Genomic DNA, 20,540 nt, shown 5'->3' on the forward strand with positions numbered 1-20,540 from the left:
CAAGGAAGTTATTGCTGTCAAATAATTTTTATAATTAAAACAATGACTTATTTGGAAAATCTGTCCATTTTTGAGTGCTGAATTTTTGATTATCGGGACATCCTGTCTGAAGCCTCACCAAAGGGACCACTCAATCGGGACATTTTGTCCAAAACGCGATCAAAGTGCAGGCAGGCGAATTTCAAAGATACTTCCGATGCCGACCTCGGATTCGACGGTTATCTGACCGCCTGCACGTGTGACCAATGTCTGGCTGATCGATAGACCGAGTCCCGTTCCTTGCGCCTGTTTGGTCGTGAAGAACGGGTCAAAGATCCGCGCAACAATGTCCGAGGGGATGCCCGCGCCGCTGTCCTGCACTTTGATCACCACCGAACTGTCTTGATCATAAACTGAAAGTGACAGACTGCCGCCCTGCGGCATCGCGTGGATCGCATTCAGGATCAGGTTCACAACAACCTGCTGTAATTCCGTCCGCGCCATGACGACTTCGGCGTCAGAAGTGATGTCTGTGGTCGTGGTGATGCCAGCCGCATCGATTTGGTGGCGGGTGAGAACCAAACAGTCACGCACGACGCTGGACGGGGTGATGTGATTTGCGGCCCCAGAATATTCATTCGGCCTCGCAAATTGGAGGAGCTTCGAGACAATCGATCCGATCCGATAGACCTGATCATCAATCAGATCGAATTCAGTTTTGACCTCTTTAGCCGTTTCACCCAGTTGGCTCCGCGCGACTTCCAGGTTGCCTTGAATCACCGCAATCGGGTTGTTGATCTCATGTGCGATCCCCGCTGTAATCTCGCCAACGGCGGCGAGTTTCTCTGACATGATCAGGCGTTCGGTCGTTTGCGCGAGCTTTTGGTTGGCGTCACTCAGATCTCTCGTGCGTTCATCGACTTTGACCTCAAGGCTTTCGCCCCATTCGCGAAGCTCTTTGTCTCGTTCTGAAAGTTGGTCGAGGAGGTGATCAAGGTGCCCCGCCACTTGGGCAATTTCACCCGTCTGATCATCGAGCCGATTGCGGGCGGTCAAATCACCAGCCTCAACCCGTTCGATCGTCTGGGTCATGCGTTCCAAAGGAAGGAAAATGCGACCAGCCCACCGCAAGAAGATCGGCACCGAAATGAGCGCAATCAGGAAAAACAGGATCGAGATCGTGAGTGCACTGACGATCTTTGCCGTACGAAATGGCGTCTCCAGAAATCCGACGTAGAGCATCCCGACACGATTGCCAAAACTATCAACGATGGGCTCATAGCCCGAAATATACCAATCGTTCACCACAAACGCTCGGTCGAGCCAAAGATTGCCGTCCTCTAACACCCTGTTGCGGACGATAGCCGACACGCGCGTTCCCAGCGCCCGCACATTTTCAAAGAGACGCACATTGGTAGATATGCGAACATCGTCGAGGAAGAGCGTCGCCGTGCCTTTTGACCCTTCGGGCAGGCTCTGTTCACGGTAGACAAGCGCGTTGATCGTATCGATGAAATCGAGATTCTTATTCAACAGAACACCGCCAACCAACGCGCCGTTTCTGTTCTCGAACCGAATGGGCGAGGCGGAATGAAGGATCATGCCGCGATCCTCAACGGTTCGTTCTGTGGGAACCGCAGCGATGGTTTCGACCAGTGGAACTGATGCCTTTTCGGCCAGACCCGTCGACAAACGGTCGAGGTCTGCACCGCTAATGATATCCACCGCACTGTGCCCATTTCCACGAAAGGCTTCGTCAATCACAGGCCAATAACGCGCGTTGAACCCGTTCGGTCCATCCTCGCCAGAGGTAAGATAAAGGAAGTCGAGGCCGAGCCGCTGCCGTTCTCGTTCCAGCCACCGGTTTCGATCCTGTTCATTATTGATGACTTGTTGGAGAGCCGCCGATTGCGCCACCGCGTTTACACGTTCGCCCTGCGTTTCCAGTAATCGCCCGAGGTATTGATCCGCGATGGTCAGATCGCCTGTGACCTTGGAAATCAAAAGTCCGTCGACCTTGCCAGACCAACGGATCATCGTCGCGCTAAGAAGAAAGGGCAAAAGCACCAGCATCGGCAAAAGTGCGATAACGAGGAGCCTCACCCGAACCGAGCGAATAACCGTAGGCATCAAAGGCCCCACGCTGCGCATTTGCGGTCGATGGTTTTGCGCGAGACTCCCAATTTGCGTGCGGCTTCGGTCTTATTGCCAGATACGGCCTCCAGCGCGGTTAAGATTGTGCGACGTTCAACATCTTCAAGCGGTTCAATCGCTTTGTTTGCAGGGACGGGGCTGAGGGTCTCTATCGCGAACCTCCCAAGGATAAGTGAGCGTTCGATAATATTGCGAAGTTCCCGAATGTTGCCGGGCCAGTCATGACGAAGAAGCGCGCTTTTGGTTGTGCTGTCGATCTCGAGAGGCGCCAACCGTAGGCGTTTGGCCAGTTCTGCCATGAAATGTTCAGCAAGAATGACCACATCGTTTTCGCGTTGCGGCAAAGGCGGCATGCTGACTTCGAGCACATTGATGCGGAAATAGAGGTCTTCTCTAAAGCGCCCTGCGGCAACCTCTTGGGCAAGGGATTTGTTGGTCGCGAAAAGGAAACGTAGGTCCACGTCAATCATCCGCTCGGACCCCACCGAACGAATTGCACCATCTTCGAGGACGCGAACCAGTTTCGATTGCGCACTTAGGCTGAGATCGGTGATTTCGTCGAAAAAGACCGTCCCCCCATTTGCAGAGGCCAGCAAACCTTCGCGCCCCGCCCGAGCCCCTGGGAACGCGCCGTCCTGATGGCCGAACAATTCGTATTCGACCAAATCGTCAGGGATCGATCCGCATCCGATTGGGACAAAGGGGTTGTCGCGTCGATCCGATATGGCGTGAAGATAGCGCGCAGCGACCTCTTTCCCTGTGCCAGACGCGCCAGCAAAGAGGACAGGGGTCGCAAGATTTTTGATACGATCCAAAATCGTTCTGATCTGGGTCAGCGCCGCAGAATCGCCCAGCAATTCAGAACGGACCAATCGCGTCTGGGTGGCATGCTCCAACTCGCGTTTGAGCAAAAGGTTTTCGCGGCGCAGTCGGGTGACCTGCAAACATCTGCGCACCGCGTTCAATAACTGATTGGATCGGAATGGTTTGAGGATAAAATCCGAAGCCCCAGCCCGCAGCGCATCGATCGCCGTTTCCAGATCAGCATAGGCTGTCACCATGATGGCATCGGTAAATTCGCCAGAGGCATGTCGGCTCGCCAGCCAATCGATACCTTTTTGTCCAGGCATCATGTTGTCGAGAACAACAATGTCGAAATAGCGGTCTTTTAGCTGATCTTCAGCTGCGGCGACGGTCGCGGCCTCAGCCACGAATTTGCAATGTGGGCTCAGCGTTTTAACAAGGAAATTCCGCATCCCCGGTTCGTCATCGACCACAAGAAGACAGGCTTGTTTTAGGTCTTTGGTCAGCTCTGACCCATCGTCTTTATCGCTCTTCCCCATGGCTTGGCCTCCCAACCTCACCCAATGTCGTCACGTGACCATGGAGAAATTCATTGGATTGTCAAAGCAAACCCAATCTCCTGCCCAATAGTTAATGGGCTGGGACCGATCGTCCGCGGCTCCCGTTATGCATGTCCCGCTTGGGAAAGCTGCACCGCAGCAGAGCCGAATTTGGCGAAGGTCGGCTCTGGGCCGCAACACGTCACTGTAGAACTGCTTCACACAGGGCATGATAATATAGGTAGGCTACAAAGCGTGCGAACCCCCGCAACCAAAACAAATTCTCAAATAAATTCAGCAGCCGGTAACCCCAAATAAGGGAAACGTGGCGTTGGAAAAGAAGCACCCATAACCATTGTACCGGCACTTCTCACTGTCGACTTAAACATTCGTCTATTGCGGTTTCCAATTCAATCCGGCTTGTGCCTTTTTGGATGGAGTGACCTGCCACTGAACTTTCATCCAGCCGCGACCGGAGCCCAGTTAGTGTTTACGCCAGGTGGTGCGGTGGTCAAGTTTTGCGCGTAATCGACCGGGGTCAGGTAGTCCAATGCCGAATACGGGCGTTCGGTGTTGTAGTCGGCGGCCCAAGCGGTGATGCCGGCGCGTGTGTGGGCCAGGTTGCGAAACATGGTCTCGTTGAGCAATTTATCCCCCGCATCCGTCCGTTGAAGCTTTCCACGAAGCCATTCTGCATCGGCTTGCCCGGCGCGATATAGTGTCATTCACCCCTTTGCTGGGAACACCACCGCAGGATGGCGTTCGTAGTCAGGTCTGTCCCATTGTCAGAGACAATCATCCCCGGCCTTCCGTGTCGCTCGATCGGAGCCGTCAGCTCGCGCGCCACCCGACGTCCCGAGATCGAGGTGTCCGGGATTGCCGCCAGGCACTCACGCGTGACGTCGTCGGCCACGTTGAACACCGTCAACCCTTCCTCGCGGTAGGGCCGATAGATCCTGTTGATCCCTGAAGGCTCTCACTCGCGGCGCAGTAGCACGAAGAGCCGCCGGTAGCCGACCGCCGATTCATTAGCCAGCTCCCGCAACCGACCACGCAGCTCTGTATTAGGCGCACGCTGCGATTGGTAGCGGACCATCTTGCGATCCGGCACGCCCGCCGTTCTGAGAGCCCGAAACGGGCCTTCAGATGCGCGACCGTTTCGCGCTTCACGGCAGGCGCCACCACTTTTTTGAAACCAGTTCCTTCAGCGCGGCAAGATCAAACTTTTGCTCGGTCAGCAGCGTCTTGAGCTTCTCATTTTCACCCTTCGGCGCCTTCAGCCGCTTGGCATCCGTCACCGTCATGTCACCGTACTTGGCCCCCCAGTTATAGAAGGTGCCTTCAGACATGCCGTGCTCGCGGCACAGGTCCGCGCACGTCGCACCCGCCTCGTGCTCCGTCAGGAAGCCGATGATCTGTTCGTCCGTGAAACTCGTTCGCTTCATGGTCCGTCCTCAAGTTGGGCCGGACGCTAATCGAAGCTGGAGAAAAAAAATTTCGTGGCAGGTCACTTTCAATCCAATGGGTTGAGGAAATTGAACCTAATTCCGAATGCACTGGTGAGAACTTAGAACCGCTTCGTAAGGGGTTCGGTTCGATTGTTATTCAATCGACCATCCAATTGCAGCTCCGCGGAAAACTCGAACGCACGCTAACGGCCCAAGGAATTCTATACGGATGTTCAGTTCAAGGTCCGTTTACGGCGGTCGATGAGTCGTTGGATAGTCTCAGTGAAGAACGCCGTGACGTTGGTCGGCTTGATATCAATCTCTACCAAGAGTTTTCTTATCCTGTGGCCGCGCGTTTGAATGAAATGGGCATCCCATTCGCGTTTTTCACCGCTTACGATGATAACACTTTGCCAGACGCATTCGTCGGTCGACCGATCATCCCGAAAAATGATCGGCGTGATGATATCGTGGCTAAAGTCAAAGGCCTTCTGAGGGCCTGAACTCAATTGGTGTTCTTTTAACTTGCTCAAGTTTTCATACAGTTGGACTGTGGTCGCGGACTAAAAGGAAACAGCCATGACCATTGTTGAGACATCAATTCGCGGACTTGCCCAAATGCTGGATGAGGGCGAGGTGACGGCTGTTTCGCTGGTCAAAGAGTGTTTGGACCGTATTCAACGCTATGATCGGTCTGGGCCTTGTTTGAATGCTGTGCCTGTTTTGAATCCTACTGCGATGGAAGAGGCGAAAGCGTCGGACGCGAGGCGGGCAAAGGGGCATGCATTGGGGCGTTTAGATGGTATTCCCTACACAGCGAAGAACAGCTATCGGGCCAAGGGTCTAACGGTCGCCAGCGGATCGCCGGCTTTTGCGGATTTGGTCGCGTCAGACGACGCGTTCGCAATTGAACGATTGCGTGCGGCGGGGGCGATCTTGATCGGGTTGACGAACATGCCGCCGATGGCGAATGGCGGTATGCAGCGGGGCCTCTATGGACGGGCAGAAAGTCCGTATAACCGGAATTACCTGACTGCTGCCTTTGCCTCTGGTTCGTCGAACGGATCAGGTACTGCGACGGCTTCGAGCTTTGCGGCCTTTGGTTTGGGCGAAGAAACGTGGAGCAGCGGACGCGCACCTGCCGCGAACAACGGGTTATGCGCCTATACGCCCAGCCGCGGGGTGATCAGTGTGCGCGGGAACTGGCCTCTCGTTCCGACGATGGATGTCGTGGTACCGCATACGCGGAGCATGGCGGATATGCTCGATATATTGGATGTCATTGTGGCGGATGATCCGAACACTCGGGGCGACCTGTGGCGATCCCAGCCGTGGGTTCACATTCCCAAGGCATCGGACCATCGGCCAGTGTCATATGCTGACCTGACGCAGGGGGCATCGCTGCAGGGGAAACGTTTTGCCGTGCCTGCGATGTATATCAACCAGGACGCCGAGGCTGGATCGAACGCTAAAGGCGGGATCGGCGGACCGACAGGTCAAAAGATCGAGACGCGGGCGTCGATGATCGATCTATTCAACGCGGCGCGCAGAGTGATTGAAGCCGAAGGCGGGGCCGTTGTTGTGACGGACTTTCCTGTTGTCACAAATTACGAGAGCGACAGGGTAGGGGCGCCATCGATCAAAACGAGGAACCTGGTCACGCCAGAGTACCTGAGACGTGAGATCATGGATCTCTCGGTTTGGGCGTGGGATGATTTCTTGCGATCGAACAATGACCCAAAGTTAAACCGTTTGGCCCAAGTCGACGGCGCCCAGATTTTCCCCCAACCGAAAGGTGCGCTCCCTGATCGATATGTCGGGTTTGACGATGATATCGCCACCTATCCCGAACACGCGCGGATACATCCGGTCGGGAGTTTCTTGGATATACCAGAGCTTGAGGACGGATTCAGGGGGCTTGAGGAGACACGGAAGATCGACCTAGAGGACTGGATGGACCGTCAAAACCTAGATGCGGTCATTTTCCCTGCGGTGGCCGATATTGGTCCTGTGGATGCCGACGTGAATCCCGTCTCTGCTGCTCTGGCATGGCGCAATGGGGTCTGGGTTGCCAATGGCAATCTCGCGATCCGTCACTTGGGGATTCCGACGGTAACGGTGCCGATGGGGATGCTTGCGGACATCGGTATGCCCGCTGGCCTGACATTCGCGGGGCGAGGATGGGATGATGTGAACCTATTGCAGCTGGCTGCCGCGTTTGAACGGACGGGGCAATATCGCGTGCCTCCTACGCTCGATTGATGTCGCGGTAGTCTTGATGTTGGGTTGAGAGAGGCTGCGCGACCTGCGCGAGATCAGCGATGAGAAGCGAAGGACAGCGGCCCGCTTGGGCAATGACGGCCCCGTTGCCATCGACGATCACGGACTTACCGCCGTAGGTGACGTTCCCTTCGGACCCGCAGTAGTTGGCGTATGCAATCACCATCCCGTTTTCAGTCGCCCGTGCAGGTACCAGCAGGTCAGGGACATTATCAAAGTCGATCGGGTTCGCAGTAGGGATTAGCAGGAGGTCCGCACCAAGTTCGCGGAGCGCCCACGTATGCTGCGCAAATTCGATGTCATAGCAAATCAGCAAGCCAACTTTCGTGCCTGCAATGTCGAAGGTGCAATAACTGTCACCGAACTCAAACACCGACTTTTCAATAGCACCGAACAGCTGAATTTTACGGTAATGCCCGATCTTTGCGCCGCTCGCGTCATAGGCTGACGCCGTGTTAAAAATCTTCTCTCCGTCCTTCTCTGCCCAACCTATGACGAGGCCACAAGAGTGCGTCGCGGCAAGTGACGCAAACCGTTGTTCCCATTCGCCACCAGAGGGCTGCGCAAGCGCGCGGTGAAGGTCGGGTTGGTTGTAGCCAGGGATGAAAAGCTCGGGGAAAACGACAATATCTGTGCCAACCGATGACGCTGCTTTGAGCGTTTCCTCAATCACAGAAAAGGCATGTTCATTGTCTTTGCCGACCGCATGCCCCTGATAAACGCCGATTTTCACCGATCATGTCCCTCTACGATATGACTTCGGCCTCGCCATGATAGCCTGAATAGTTGTGCTGGATCTGAATTTGGTCTGCGACGAACTTTGCATCATGCCACGCGCCCCAGATAAAAGCAGACCCTCGTCGAGTGAGCCATGGAAGCCCAAGGAAATAAACCCCTCTTTCTTTGCTCACACCGCGCTGATGGATCGGGCGGCCCCGTTCATCAAACGTGTCGGCCTCTAACCACGAATAATCCAGTGCATACCCAGTGGCCCAAAGAATGGTTGTGATCCCTTGTTCAGCAAGGTTCAGGTCAAGGATTGGGTTCACCATGCACTCTGGATCAGGCGGGATGATCTTGGCCTCGGGCTCTTCGGGAAGGTCCAAACCGTTCGCTGCGATAAAGGCGTCTGCTTCTTCGAGGACAGACAGGTAGTTTGCATCGCCACGGTTCACATTGTGGACGAGGTCATTTTCAAACTGAACGGTGCCGTTGGAATACCCTTTGGTCATGCCAACGAGGGTGAGGCCCTCATGTGCAAGCCTGCGGAAATCCACGGTCTTGCCCCCCTCGGCCCCGCTGACTGCGATGGTGACGTGTTCTGTGCCTGGGTTCGGGGTATCAGCGTTCCATTTGTTCAGAACGCCGAGCCACCATACGAAATCGCGGTTCCGATACCGACGCGGAGGGCGATCATGTGCGCCGACGGACAAATAGACCTTACGGCCCGCTTTGCGCAGTTCTTCGGCGATTTGAGTGCCTGACGACCCAGCGCCAACAACCAGAACGGCCCCCTCGGGCAATTGTTCTGGATTGTGGTAGCTGTTGGAGTGCATCTGAAAGACCGACGCATCCGTGGGTACCATGGGCGGAATGATCGGTTTTTGGAATGGGCCTGTGGCTGCAATGATATGGCGCGCCTCAATCTGGCCCTCAGAGGTTTCAACCATAAAACTAGAGCCGCCTTTGACTTTGCGTACCCGTTTCACTTCGACGCCCGTGCGGATCGGTGCGCCTATTTTTTCAGCGTAAGCCACCATGTAGTCCGCGACGTCCTCTTTGCCGGGGAAGGCATCGGGATGGCAGTTGAATTCGAGGTTTGGAAAACGGTCATGCCATGCGGGGCCATTCATCACGAGAGAGTCCCAGCGTTCCGACCGCCACCGTTCTGCAATGCGGTGTCTTTCAAGGACCACATGTTCAATACCGTTGTTTGTAAGGTGTTCGCTTGCCGCGATGCCAGCCTGTCCGCCGCCAACCACAACCGTATCGATAACTTCCATCTGTGTTCTCCTATTCGTTGCCCTGACCCTAGGGGTAGGATTTGGCGAACTAAAAACATGTTTTCATGAAGCTTTGCTTTTGATCGGACTAATGCCGCTTAGAGGAAGGCTAAGCGCTGGTAAGGTAGTCCATTTCTTTTACTTGCCGCTGCAGAGGCGCATGTTTGTCTGGTATCAGTGAATGAGGTCCCAGCCGTGGCAAAAGACAGTCAATTGGATCCAGTTGAGGAACTTCGGCAGTCCGTATCCGTGCCGTTCGAAAACGCACGCGCTATGCCGACGTCTGTCTATACTTCCGATGCCTTCCTAGCCGAAGAGCTGACACACATCTTTCGCAAGGACTGGTATTGTTTGGGCCGTGCATCGGCGCTGGGCAATGCGGGGGATTATGCGACCTGTGAATTAGCTGGACAGCAAATTGTTGTCATTCGTGACCGTGATGGTGACCTAAAGGCGCTGTCGAATGTGTGTTTGCACCGTATGTCGACGCTCCTTGAGGGGCGCGGGAATGCAAAGCTGATCGTATGTCCTTATCATGCGTGGACCTACAATCTGGACGGCAAACTGCGGGGCGCGCCTGCGATGAGCCTGAATGAAGGGTTTTGCAAAGACGCATATGCCTTGCCAAAGGTCCGATGTGAGGAATGGAACGGTTGGGTGTTCGTAAACCTCGACCCTAATGCGGCTCCCGTGGCTGATGCTCTATCCGACCTCGACGCGATGATCGCAGGCTACAACATGGAAGCCTACACAGAGGCCTTCTATGAAGAGCACGTCTGGGACACCAACTGGAAAGTCCTCGCTGAGAACTTCATGGAGAGCTACCACTTGCCTGTCTGTCATGCAGGCACGATTGGGGGACTGTCCAAGCTAGAGGATATGATCTGCCCGCCAGGATTGCCCGCGTTCAACTACCATACGATCCTCAAGGATGAATCCCTGACCATCGCAATGGCGCATCCGTCGAATGACCGTCTCAAAGGCGAAGAACGTCGGACGACGTATCTCTTGGCTATTTATCCCAGCCTGCTGATCACCCTAACGCCGGGGTATTTCTGGTATCTCTCGCTTCACCCCAAAGGGCCGGGGCAAGTGCATATCCGTTTTGGCGGGGGCATGTCGGACGACTTTAAGGACGATCCATCCGTTCATGATCACTTTGCCGCACTGAAGGCATTGTTGGATGACGTGAATATTGAGGATCGGGGTTGCACCGAAAAGGTCTATCGTGGCTTGTGTTCAGACCTCGCCCGTCCGGGGCACCTGAGCCACCTAGAGCGACCGAACTACGATTTTGCTACTTATCTAATGTCCCGTATCGAAACAGGTCGGGCATCGAGCGGAGACTGAAATGGCCCATACGCGTATTCGCAAATTCAACACCAAAGAAACCTATCCCGAGCAGAACCTCGATAATGACCTGTGCCAAGCGGTCGTAACGCGTGGCGGACGGACCGTTTGGATGCGCGGTCAATGTCCGCAGAACCTCGATGATGCAAAGAATATCGAAAGCCACGATCCAGTAGAGCAAACCCATAAGGTGATGCAGAACATCAAGCAGCTGATCGAAGAAGCGGGCGGCACGATGGAGCATCTGGTAAAAGTGGTTGTTTATATCACAGATGTCCGCCACCGCGAGGCAGTCTATCGCACGATGGGCGAATATATTCGCGGGGTGTTTCCTGTCTCAACAGGACTTGTCGTAACGGCCTTGGCGCGGCCTGATTGGCTCGTTGAAATTGATGCAACCGCCGTTATTCCGGATGACGAGGCATGACATTCTCACTCGTTGCTCGCTGCGCTGAAACGGGGATGTTTGGCGTCGCCATTTCATCTTCTTCGCCCGCCGTCGCAGCCCGTTGTTCCTACGCACAAGCTGGCGTTGGTGCTGTGGCGTCACAGAACGTGACTGACCCGACACTGGGGCCGCTGGGTTTGGAATTGATGGGGCAGGGGCTGTCTGCGCCAGACGCACTCGAACGTATCCGCCAGAAGGGTGCGTTCATCGAATACCGGCAAGTTCTCATGGTCGATGCGATGGGACGCACGGCGATCCATTCTGGCCCCAATGCGCTGGGCATCTGGTCCGAAGCGCAGGCCGAAAATGTGGCCTCTGGTGGTAATCTTTTGGCTGATAGCGGTGTGCCTCAGGCAATTGTCGAGGGTTTCCTTGTCGCAAAAGGACATCTGGGGGATCGGTTGATCGCTGCGATGCGGGCTGGCCTTGCTGCGGGAGGCGAAGCTGGTCCGGTCCATTCCGCAGGCATGAAGATCGTCGATAAGGTGTCTTGGCCCGTGGCGGACCTCAGGTGCGATTGGACCGAAGATTGCCCGATTGAGGCCATTGCGACGGCGTGGGACATTTATAAGCCGCAACTCGACGCCTATATCCAACGCGCTATCGACCCACGCGAGGCGCCGTCATACGGTGTGCCTGGCGACGAATAAGCGGCTTAAATAACGGGCAGTTAGCCAGATTGCGAAGGCTCGGCGGTGTTCTTCCTTGAAAACCAAGGGGATCACGGTCAATGCTTGTGTGTCTGTGTCAGGCAAGGAATTAAAATGTTGAGGTATACCCTTCGGCAGATCGAGTATTTCGTCGCTGTCGGAGAAGCAGGAAGCATCGCGCGGGCCTCTGAACGTATCAACGTTTCATCGCCGTCTATCTCTGCTGCGATCACACAGCTAGAGGCCGAATTCGGCTTACCGTTGTTTGTGCGACAGCATGCGCAGGGCCTCTCTCTGACCCAAGCGGGACGCCAGATGATGGATCAAGCCCGCATCGTTCTGCGTGAGGCGGGCGCGCTCATGGACATTGCAGGAGATATCGCGGGGTCCGTTCGAGGGCCGTTGACGGTTGGATGTCTGGTGACCTTTGCGCAGCTGGTTCTCCCATCCCTTCGCCGCGGGTTTGAAGCGACCTATGACGACGTGAAAATGCGTCAGCACGAAATGAACCAAGTCGAGCTGTTTAGTGCGCTGCGTCGGTCCGAAATTGACGTGGCCCTGACCTATGACCTCGGCCTGCCTGCTGATTTACAATTCACACCACTTTTGAAATTGCCGCCTATCGCACTGATGGGGGAGAACCATCCCTTGGTCGGGCAAGACAGCGTCACCATCGACGACCTGCTGAAGCACCCCATGGTGCTGCTCGATCTGCCCCTGAGTTCGGACTATTTCCTGTCGTTCTTTGATGAGATTGGGGAAAAGCCAGTGATCGCCGAACGCACGCGCGACATGGCTGTGATGCGGTCCATGGTGGGGAACGGCTTTGGGTATTCCATCGCAAACGTCCGCCCGCTCAGCCATACTTCGCCAGATGGAAACTATGTCAAATGCGTGCCGATCACGGGGCCTGTGCGTCCGATGCGGATGGGGCTTTTGACCGCGCAGGATGTTCACCGCTCTAACGCTGTGCGCGCTTTCATTGATTACGCCATCGGAATGGTGCGCGATGGTCGGTTGTCGCAAATCGGCGGATTGCCTCTGGTGTGAAGTCTTAGCGGCTGCCTAACCAATGATTTCGCAGCGCGGACTTGGTCAGTGCGGGCTATTTGTTACGATCCGTCCATAGTCCGAAATGGAGCTGAAATTGCGCGATCCCCGTTACGATATTCTCTTTGAACCTCTGACAATCGGACCTGTTACGGCCAAAAACAGGTTCTATCAGGTGCCGCATTGTAACGGCGGGGGCTATCGCGACCCATCTGCCGCAGCGGCAATGCGGGGCGTCAAATCCGAGGGCGGCTGGGGCGTCATTTTCACTGAACAGACCGAGATGCACCATACCTCGGAAATCACGCCCTTCATCGAGTTACGTCTGTGGGAGGACAAGGACATCCCGATGTTGGCCCGAATGGCCGACAAAATGAAAGAGCACGGCGCGCTCGCAGGCATCCAGTTGGCTTATTCTGGGATCAACGGGCCGAACCTTTATACCAAAGAGGTTCCTCTGGCCGTTTCCGCTGGTCCGATACGCACCTTCACGAACGATCCTGTTCAGGCTCGTTCGCTCTACAAGGACGAGATCAAAGATCTGCGCCGCTGGTTTGTAAATGCCGCTAAACGTGCCAAGATCGCGGGTTTCGATCTGATCTGCCTCTACGGTGCGCATGGGTTCGGGATTTTCCAACACTTCCTGAGCCGCGCGACCAATATGCGGAACGACGAATACGGTGGTAGCCTAGAAAACCGCTCTCGTTTTGCACGGGAGGTCATCGCCGACATGCGGGATGCGGTTGGTGATACAATGGGCATCACGCTGCGTGTTTCGCTCGATGAAACGATTGGTGATCTTGGGTTTTCAAACGCTGAGGTACGGGACTTTGTTGAGATGAACAAAGACCTGCCTGACCTTTGGGATTTGGCCCATGGTACGTGGGAAGACTGCTCTGGACCGTCGCGGTTCAAAGAAGAAGCGGCGCAAGAAGTTTTGGTTAAGGGTATCAGAGAGTTGTCATCCAAACCTGTTGTCGGAGTAGGGCGGTTCACATCGCCAGACGTGATGGCGCGGATGATCAAATCGGGGATTCTTGATGCGATTGGCTGCGCGCGTCCATCAATCGCTGATCCGTTTCTGCCGAACAAGATCATGGAAGGGCGTATCGAAGACATTCGCGAATGTATTGGCTGCAATATTTGCATCACGGGCGATATGACCATGTCGATCAGCCGCTGCACGCAGAACCCGACTTTCATGGAGGAATGGCGCAAAGGCTGGCACCCAGAGCGGATGAACGCGAAAGGCGACAGCCAATCCGTTCTCGTCGTCGGTGCGGGACCTGCGGGGCTAGAGGCGACGCGCGCATTGGCTGAACGCGGCTATGATGTGGCCCTCGCTGAGGCTGGAACGGTTCTGGGCGGCCGCGTGGCCAAGGAACGTTTGCTGCCGGGATTGTCCGCATGGGGACGTGTTGCGGATTATCGGGAATATCAAATCAGTCAAAAGCCCAACGTCGAAACCTATTTTGATAGCGCTCTTGATGCCGATAGCATCCTAGAGTTCGGGTTTGAAAACGTCTGCATCGCCACGGGGAGCACATGGCGCCGTGATGGGGTCAGTCGCCAGCATGTCGTGCCGTTTGCGATCGACGCCACGATGCCGATCTATACGCCTGACGACATTATGGCGGGCACTCTCCCCAGCGGTAAGGTCGTGATCTACGATGATGATCACTACTACATGGGCGGCGTCATTGCAGAGCTTTTGCGGTCCAAAGGCTGCGATGTCACTATCGTGACCCCTTCGGCCTATTTGTCGGATTGGACGGTGAACACATTGGAACAACACTCTATCCATCGCCGTCTCGCGAATATGGGTGTTCAGATCATTCTGAATCGTGGTGTCGTCGGGATCACCTCGGGCACTGTTCAGACGAATTGCACCTACACCGATCAGATCACAGAAATCGACGCAGAAGCGGTCGTAATCGTCGCCTCTCGGACCTCAAACGATCAACTGTTCCGTGATCTTATGGCTCGAAAATCGGAATGGGCAGACGCAGGGATTAAGACCGTAAAGCTCATCGGGGACGCCGAGGCACCGGGGCCGATCGCGTGGTCAACCTATGCGGGGCACCGCTATGCACGTGAGCTGGATGGCGAAGATATTGGCGACGCTCTGCCGTTCCGCCGTGAGGTAACTGCATTGGGTGATTTGTGAGCCGAACCGTTGACATCCTAAGAGAGTTGGTTGCGTTCGACACGGTCAGCGCAAAGTCCAATTTGGCGATCATTGATTGGATCGAAAGTCACCTCACCGCGCTCGGGTTCCGTGTGACGCGGATCATGGATCCAGATGAACCCAAGGCTGGGCTATATGCCGAGATAGGCCCAAACGGTGACGGCGTTATTTTGTCCGCCCATACCGATGTTGTGCCTGTGGATGGGCAGAACTGGACCCGCCCTCCGTTTGAGCTGACCGAAGAGGACGGGCGGCTCTATGGGCGCGGCACTACGGATATGAAGGGGTTCCTCGCCTCTGTTTTGGCGTTTTCTGAGGTGGCCGCTAGCTCCGATCTAAAGGCCCCAATCAAGCTGGTGATTTCCTATGACGAAGAAATCGGCTGCGTTGGGATGGCGCGTATGATCGAAACGCTGCGCCCTTTGATAGGGACGCCGCGGATTTGTATTGTGGGTGAACCGACCTCGCTCGATGTGGCGATCGGGCACAAAGGAAAAAAGAGTTACCGCTCCATTTGCCGTGGTACGTCGGGACATTCCGCGCTTGCGCCGAAGTTTGTTAATGCAATCTATGTGGCGACTGATCTTATCGCGGGTCTTCGATCCTTGCAGGCAAAATTCGCTGGGGCTGGGGCTGGGGTCGTGGACGATGACTATGCCGTTCCATATTCGACCGTCCATGTCGGCAAGCTCATGGGTGGCACAGCGCTGAATATCGTGCCGGATGTGGCTGAACTGTTATTTGAAATCAGATATTTGGCGGCGGATCGTATTGATGATTTCGAGGCCGAAGTGGCGGCGCTTGCTGCTCAGGTCGAACAGGATCATTGCGGTGCGGTGATCGAAATTGATAGTTTGACATCTTATCCGGGGCTGGATGTTAAGCCCGATGCGGATTGCGTGAAATTCGTGCAGCGGATCAGCGGTAAGAACGGCATCACAAAAGTGGCTTATGGGACGGAGGCTGGATTTTTCGATGCCATCGGTATCCCAACAGTGGTGTGCGGCCCTGGATCAATGGAAGGGCAAGGACATAAAGCGGACGAATATATCCTGAAGTCCGAGCTAGAGGCCTGCGATGCGATGTTGATGCGATTGTTAGATGATCTGATTTAGGTTCTTGGCCTGCGCAAAAATTGAGCGACGAGCCCAATTAAATATCTCGGCCACTCAATGGCCGTTTTGGTTTTGATCAAATCCTCAGAAACTACATATCTTAGTCTAAACCTAATGACTGCTGTGGCACACCGTTATTAGGGAAACTGGGAATCCCTCCATAGTCTGACAGTACTGAGCAGGACCAAATCGGGGGGCCGTGCAATTGCATTCTGATCGACCAATTGCCGTCGATGTTCGCGACGCCGTTAAAGTGTATGGGGACTTTACTGCGCTTAAGCGTGTTTCGCTTTCTATCCATGATAATGAATTCTTTACGCTGCTGGGTCCGTCAGGCTGCGGTAAGACCACGCTTTTACGAATGATCGCTGGTTTTGAGGATGTGACCGAAGGGTCCATTGCGCTGTTCGGTGAACCGATTGCCGCGCTGCCGCCGCACAAACGACCCGTGAATACGGTGTTCCAGAACTACGCCCTGTTTCCACATATGACGGTGTTGGACAATGTGGGCTTTGGGCTTGAGATGCTAGGGCGGTCCAAATCCGAGGCTCGGAAACGGGCGGGTGAAGTGCTTGATATGGTTCAGTTGAGCCAGTTTTCATCGCGTAAGCCATCGCAATTGTCTGGCGGGCAGCAGCAACGTGTGGCTCTCGCACGGGCTTTGGCACCGCAGCCTAAGGTGCTCCTCCTCGATGAGCCGTTGTCTGCGCTTGATCTCAAACTGCGCAAAGCGATGCAGTTGGAGCTAAAGCACCTACAACGTGAAACGGGGATCACCTTTATCTTTGTCACCCACGACCAAGAAGAAGCTCTAACCATGTCGGATCGTATTGCGGTCATGTCTGCAGGTGAACTGCAACAGCTTGGCGATGCGAGAGAGATTTATGAGCGGCCCAAAAACCGTTTCGTTGCGGATTTTATCGGGGACACGAACCTGATTGAGGTCACTGTTGATGCGGTCGCAGAAGGTCAGGCCAAATGTCATTTGGGCGGTGGACATGCCTTGATTTGTGACGCGGTCGAAGGCGTCAAAGCGGGCGATAAGGTGCATATGTCGATGCGTCCCGAACGGCTCTTCCTCTCTGAGGAACCGGTTGCCGCCGAAGGGTTCAGGGGCACTGTGCGCGAGAATATCTTTATCGGAACGGATATCACCACCATCGTGGCGCTGAACGAGGGGCCTGACTTTACCATCCGCGCCTCAAACTCGTCGCGGGGGAATTCACGCGTGTTCGACATCGGCGCAGAGGTCGTCGTCAATATGGAGCAGGGGGCAGGCCGCCTCCTGATCGACTAATGGCGGGTGGGGCAAGCACTGGCGGATCGTCGCAGAGCGAAACATTTGCACCTGCGCGGTATTGGCTGCTTTTGCCGTCATGGGTGACGCTGACCATCCTCGTCCTCGCGCCTGTCTCAATGATGATGGTGTATTCCTTCCTGACCAAGGAATTCCGCGGCGGCGTGATTTGGGAGTTCAGTCTGTCGGCCTACGATCAGTTCTTCTTTGATCGCGGGTTATTCGGCGATGATCCCCCCGTCCTCCAGTGGACCTACATTTCGATCTTTTGGCGTTCGATTTGGCAGGCAGGCGTGGCAACTCTAATGAGCCTCATAATTGGGTTTCCAACAGCTTATTTCATCGCGACAAGGCCAGAGAAAGAACGGGCGATCTGGGTGTTCTTGGTCACTATTCCCTATTGGGTGAACCTCTTGATCCGCACCGTTTCGATGAAGTTTCTCCTGCGGGATCAGGGGCCGCTGAATGATCTTCTTGTCGGATCAGGCCTGTTGTCGGAACCATTGACCATCGTGAACACGAACTTTGCGGTGCAATTGGGCCTGTTCTATTCCTACCTGCCGTTCATGGTGCTGCCGATCTATGCGGCGGTTGAACGCTATAACTTTGCTCTGTCAGAGGCGGCGGCAGACCTCTACGCCACTCGTTGGACGGTGTTGCGGCGCATTCTTTTGCCCTCGGTCAAACCCGGCATCGTTGCGGGCTGCATCCTCGTCTTTGTCCCTTCGCTCGGATCGTTCCTTGCGCCTGATCTCTTGGGCGGTGCGAAGAACTTTATGATCGGGTCCCTGATTGAAGAGCAGTTCAAAGGAAACGCGGGGAACTGGCCGTTCGGGGCTGCGGCGTCGATGATCCTTTTGACCTTGGTGATGGTCATCCTCCTGATCTCTGCGCGGCAGCAGGCGAAAGGGGGGAAATGATATGGCAATGAAAAGCTACGATCTACGCCAGTATCCCAGCTTCAAGGCGATCACGATTTTCTGCCTGTTTATCCTCTACGCGCCATTGTTGGTGGTGACGGTCTATAGCTTCAATGACTCCGTCTCGATCACCAACTGGGAAGGCGTTTCCCTGCGCTGGTATGCAGAGGTCTTTACCGGTGCGGAGAGCGAAAAATTCAAAATCTCAGCGCGGAACAGTTTCGTCATCGCGCTGATTGCGGCGACTGCATCGACGGTGATGGCAACCTTTGCGGCGACCGCGATCCTTCGTGGGGGACGGTTCAAGCTACGGACCGCGTCGTTTGGGTTGATCTCGTTACCGCTCATGGTGCCAGAGATCGTGACGGCTGTCGCAACGCTGATCTTTTTCAACGCAATCGGTGTCGACCGTGGTTTGATCACGATCCTCTTGGCCCACATAGCCTTCTGTATTCCGTTCGCCTACCTGCCGATCTCGGCGCGGATGCAAGGGATCGAGGCGACCTATGAACAAGCCGCGATGGACCTTTACGCGACCCGCGCCAAGGCGTTCACCCGTGTGCTTCTCCCGCTGATGATGCCGGGGATCATATCGGGCTGGTTGCTCGCGTTCATCGTATCGCTCGACGATTTCATCATCACCAATTTCGTAAAAGGCGCAGGGGTTGAAACCCTGCCAACAGCGATCTTCGGATCGGTGAAACAGGGCATAAAGCCCAACATCATGGCTATTTCCACGATGCTCCTCGGGGTGTCGGTGGTGATGGTCACGCTCTCTTGGCTCATCAGCCGAAGGGACAACAATAAATGAACAACATGGAGGTTGTTATGAAGTCCATCATCAAATCGACAGTGGCGGCCGCAGCGCTGACTGTCACTGCAGGGGCTGCGCTGGCTGAGGGGCAGCTGGTGATCTACCACTGGTTTGAATACATTCCACAAGAGCTTCTCGATAAATTCGCCGCTGAGAATGACGTCGAGATCATCATGGACACCTACGACAGCAACGAGGCGCTTCTTGCGGCGCTCAAGGCGGGCGCGATGGGGACCTATGACGTTGCTGTGCCGGGTGATTACATGGTGCAGATCATGGCGGGCGAAGGGTTGCTCGATACTGTTGCCGACGGGGAATTGGCGAATAAGGGGAATATCCAGCCCCAGTGGGCAGACCCGAGCTTTGATCCCGGTCGTATGCATTCAATCCCGTATCAGTGGGGATCGACCTCGTTTGCGGTGAACCGCGATGTTTATGCGGGCGATATAAACACCACGTCGATCCTCTTTGATCCGCCCGCAGAGTTGTCGGGCAAAATCAACATGCTCGACAGTCAGGGCGAAGTGATGGCGATGGCGGCACTTCACCTCGGTATTCCGCAATGTTCGAGCGACCGTGACCAGCTCAAGGCGCTTAACGACATGCTGCAATCCGCCAAAGCGCATTGGGCGTCCTTTAACTCTGACACCGCAAAGGAAGTGCTGGTGTCGGGGGACGCGGCAGTTGGCCAGATCTACGACGGCTTCGGCGCGAAAGCCCGCGAAGAGGGTGCTCCGATCGAATACGCTTTCCCGCGTGAAGGCTATGTCGTCTGGATGGACAACGTGGTTCTGCTGAAAGACGCGCCGAACCGCGCCAACGCGATCAAATTTATGGATTTCCTACTAGAGCCTGAGAACATCGCGGCGGTGTCGAACTACGCCCGTTACGTCGCGGGGGTAGATGGTGTGGCACCATACCTTGACCCAACGCTTGCCAGCCAACCTGAATCCAACCCGCCCGCAGACGCTGGCCCGGGTGTATTCATTGAGGTCTGCGATCAGCAAGTTCAGGAAATCTACGACCGTATCTGGACTGACCTGAAAAACTAAACCACTAGGCCCCCTGATTTAGCTATCAGGGGGCTTATTGCATCAGGCCTGCGGAAAACCTGCGATTTTGCTCCCTCAAAGGTTGGACCTCTGGTCGCTTTCGTGCATCATTACTGAAAAAGATGTGAGGTTATGATGCGCAGCACAATTGCAAAAATCGTCGTCGGGCTTTGTGTCCTTGCGGGCTGTTCCTCGGTCGTGGGGAGCCGTGCTGTGGTAAACGGTGTTGGTGCTAACGATATGCTCAAGCTGCGGGCAGGGCCTGGGTTGGGGTATGAAATCATTATGGGTCTGCCTGACGGAACTGTCCTCAATCAGCATGAGTGCGTGACCGAAGTGGGACAGCGTTGGTGCCATGTATCCCTCGCGTCTGGGATCGGTGTGTCGGGTTATGTCTCTGCTGACTACCTGAATACCTATTGATCGTTATCTGCTTTCACATTGGCGCC

17 protein-coding genes and 1 pseudogene are annotated in these 20,540 nt (G+C 55.1%); 13 read left to right on the forward strand and 5 right to left on the reverse strand.

The window, feature by feature from the left end:
* Window positions 1-159: 159 nt before the first annotated feature.
* The 3 genes and pseudogenes from BSK21_RS05895 to BSK21_RS05905 form a co-directional block, all read right to left on the reverse strand.
* Entirely contained in the window at window positions 160-2,109 is a 1,950-nt protein-coding gene (locus BSK21_RS05895; RefSeq protein WP_231924746.1) for a cache domain-containing protein, read from the reverse strand.
* On the reverse strand, window positions 2,109-3,476 hold the full coding sequence (locus BSK21_RS05900; RefSeq protein ID WP_067547639.1) for a sigma-54 dependent transcriptional regulator: 1,368 nt from the start codon (window positions 3,474-3,476) through the stop codon (window positions 2,109-2,111). The genes BSK21_RS05895 and BSK21_RS05900 overlap by 1 nt, the downstream gene beginning before the upstream one ends.
* A gap of 458 nt (window positions 3,477-3,934) precedes the next feature.
* A pseudogene (locus BSK21_RS05905) lies at window positions 3,935-4,921 on the reverse strand (integrase core domain-containing protein).
* A 176-nt stretch (window positions 4,922-5,097) separates the two neighbouring features.
* On the opposite strand from BSK21_RS05905, the gene BSK21_RS05915 reads away from it, so the two are divergent.
* Together BSK21_RS05915 and BSK21_RS05920 are read left to right on the forward strand one after the other, a co-directional pair.
* The gene (locus BSK21_RS05915; protein WP_156894210.1) at window positions 5,098-5,427 is read left to right on the forward strand and encodes a response regulator; all 330 of its coding nucleotides are present in this window, start codon (window positions 5,098-5,100) and stop codon (window positions 5,425-5,427) included.
* 76 nt (window positions 5,428-5,503) lie between these two features.
* Complete coding sequence (locus BSK21_RS05920; protein ID WP_067547660.1) at window positions 5,504-7,186, forward strand: amidase; 1,683 nt, start codon at window positions 5,504-5,506, stop codon at window positions 7,184-7,186.
* On the opposite strand, the gene BSK21_RS05925 is transcribed toward BSK21_RS05920, so the two are convergent.
* Window positions 7,173-7,937: a carbon-nitrogen hydrolase family protein gene (locus BSK21_RS05925; protein WP_067547663.1), complete on the reverse strand. Its 765-nt coding sequence runs from the start codon at window positions 7,935-7,937 to the stop codon at window positions 7,173-7,175. The two genes, BSK21_RS05920 and BSK21_RS05925, sit on opposite strands and share 14 nt — an antisense overlap.
* Window positions 7,938-7,950: 13 nt before the next feature.
* Window positions 7,951-9,207 (reverse strand): NAD(P)/FAD-dependent oxidoreductase, encoded by a 1,257-nt coding sequence (locus tag BSK21_RS05930; protein WP_067547666.1) that lies wholly within the window; start codon window positions 9,205-9,207, stop codon window positions 7,951-7,953.
* Window positions 9,208-9,402: 195 nt separating this feature from the next.
* On the opposite strand from BSK21_RS05930, the gene BSK21_RS05935 reads away from it, so the two are divergent.
* The 11 genes from BSK21_RS05935 (at window position 9,403) to BSK21_RS05985 (ending at window position 20,514) form a co-directional block, all read left to right on the forward strand.
* Window positions 9,403-10,557: an aromatic ring-hydroxylating dioxygenase subunit alpha gene (locus BSK21_RS05935; RefSeq protein ID WP_067547669.1), complete on the forward strand. Its 1,155-nt coding sequence runs from the start codon at window positions 9,403-9,405 to the stop codon at window positions 10,555-10,557.
* A 1-nt stretch (window position 10,558) separates the two neighbouring features.
* Complete coding sequence (locus BSK21_RS05940) at window positions 10,559-10,984, forward strand: RidA family protein (protein ID WP_067547672.1); 426 nt, start codon at window positions 10,559-10,561, stop codon at window positions 10,982-10,984.
* Window positions 10,981-11,655 (forward strand): DUF1028 domain-containing protein, encoded by a 675-nt coding sequence (locus tag BSK21_RS05945; protein ID WP_074038979.1) that lies wholly within the window; start codon window positions 10,981-10,983, stop codon window positions 11,653-11,655. Before BSK21_RS05940 ends, BSK21_RS05945 begins: the two co-directional genes overlap by 4 nt.
* A gap of 114 nt (window positions 11,656-11,769) precedes the next feature.
* On the forward strand, window positions 11,770-12,705 hold the full coding sequence (locus BSK21_RS05950; protein WP_067547677.1) for a LysR family transcriptional regulator: 936 nt from the start codon (window positions 11,770-11,772) through the stop codon (window positions 12,703-12,705).
* Window positions 12,706-12,802: 97 nt separating this feature from the next.
* The gene (locus BSK21_RS05955) at window positions 12,803-14,872 is read left to right on the forward strand and encodes an FAD-dependent oxidoreductase (protein ID WP_067547867.1); all 2,070 of its coding nucleotides are present in this window, start codon (window positions 12,803-12,805) and stop codon (window positions 14,870-14,872) included.
* Entirely contained in the window at window positions 14,869-16,008 is a 1,140-nt protein-coding gene (gene argE, locus BSK21_RS05960; protein WP_067547679.1) for an acetylornithine deacetylase, read from the forward strand. The genes BSK21_RS05955 and argE overlap by 4 nt, the downstream gene beginning before the upstream one ends.
* Before the next feature lie 205 nt (window positions 16,009-16,213).
* Complete coding sequence (locus BSK21_RS05965; RefSeq protein WP_067547870.1) at window positions 16,214-17,305, forward strand: ABC transporter ATP-binding protein; 1,092 nt, start codon at window positions 16,214-16,216, stop codon at window positions 17,303-17,305.
* Window positions 17,305-18,225 (forward strand): ABC transporter permease, encoded by a 921-nt coding sequence (locus BSK21_RS05970; RefSeq protein WP_067547687.1) that lies wholly within the window; start codon window positions 17,305-17,307, stop codon window positions 18,223-18,225. Before BSK21_RS05965 ends, BSK21_RS05970 begins: the two co-directional genes overlap by 1 nt.
* A 1-nt stretch (window position 18,226) precedes the next feature.
* Entirely contained in the window at window positions 18,227-19,036 is an 810-nt protein-coding gene (locus BSK21_RS05975; RefSeq protein ID WP_067547690.1) for an ABC transporter permease, read from the forward strand.
* A gap of 17 nt (window positions 19,037-19,053) precedes the next feature.
* Window positions 19,054-20,091: an extracellular solute-binding protein gene (locus BSK21_RS05980; RefSeq protein WP_067547873.1), complete on the forward strand. Its 1,038-nt coding sequence runs from the start codon at window positions 19,054-19,056 to the stop codon at window positions 20,089-20,091.
* Between the two features lie 135 nt (window positions 20,092-20,226).
* Window positions 20,227-20,514, forward strand: coding sequence for an SH3 domain-containing protein (locus BSK21_RS05985; RefSeq protein ID WP_067547876.1), 288 nt, complete (start codon window positions 20,227-20,229; stop codon window positions 20,512-20,514).
* The last annotated feature ends 26 nt before the right edge of the window (window positions 20,515-20,540 follow it).

The organism is Marivivens sp. JLT3646, from assembly GCF_001908835.1.
Taxonomy (GTDB): domain Bacteria; phylum Pseudomonadota; class Alphaproteobacteria; order Rhodobacterales; family Rhodobacteraceae; genus Marivivens; species Marivivens geojensis.